The organism is Alkalicoccobacillus porphyridii (genome assembly GCF_007293315.1).
Classification (GTDB): Bacteria; Bacillota; Bacilli; order Bacillales; family Bacillaceae_D; genus Alkalicoccobacillus; species Alkalicoccobacillus porphyridii.
On sequence record NZ_VLXZ01000099.1, the window covers coordinates 1 to 344 of the forward strand.

The window sequence follows — 344 nt, forward strand, 5'->3', positions numbered from 1 at the left end:
ATGAATCCGACGATACCCGTAATTTCCCTCATGATGATCAAATATAGCTTGAATCTCTTTCTTTATGATTTGATCGGGATCCTCTTTGCCTAATTGGTTCACATGATAGTGATACGTTGCTTCAGGGAGATCCACTTGAGTGAGGACATCCCTTAATCGGAATTCTTTTTTGAGTTCGAATGCCAGCGCTGCTTGTGCTTTTCGAGATATTTTTCCGGATCTTCCCGAAAAGCTTTCAACTTTTTTAAATAGGCATTCTCCAAACGAAGAGCCTCATTTTCACGCTCTAACTCTTGTTCACGTGTTTGTTTATTTTCTAGTTTTGATGGTTTCTTCTTTGAGTG

Annotated in this window: 1 pseudogene; it reads right to left on the minus strand. The window is 39.2% G+C overall.

The features are described 5' to 3' along the window. Window positions 1–152: 152 nt before the first annotated feature. Window positions 153–344: pseudogene (locus tag FN960_RS22965) on the minus strand (helix-turn-helix domain-containing protein); the annotation flags it as partial.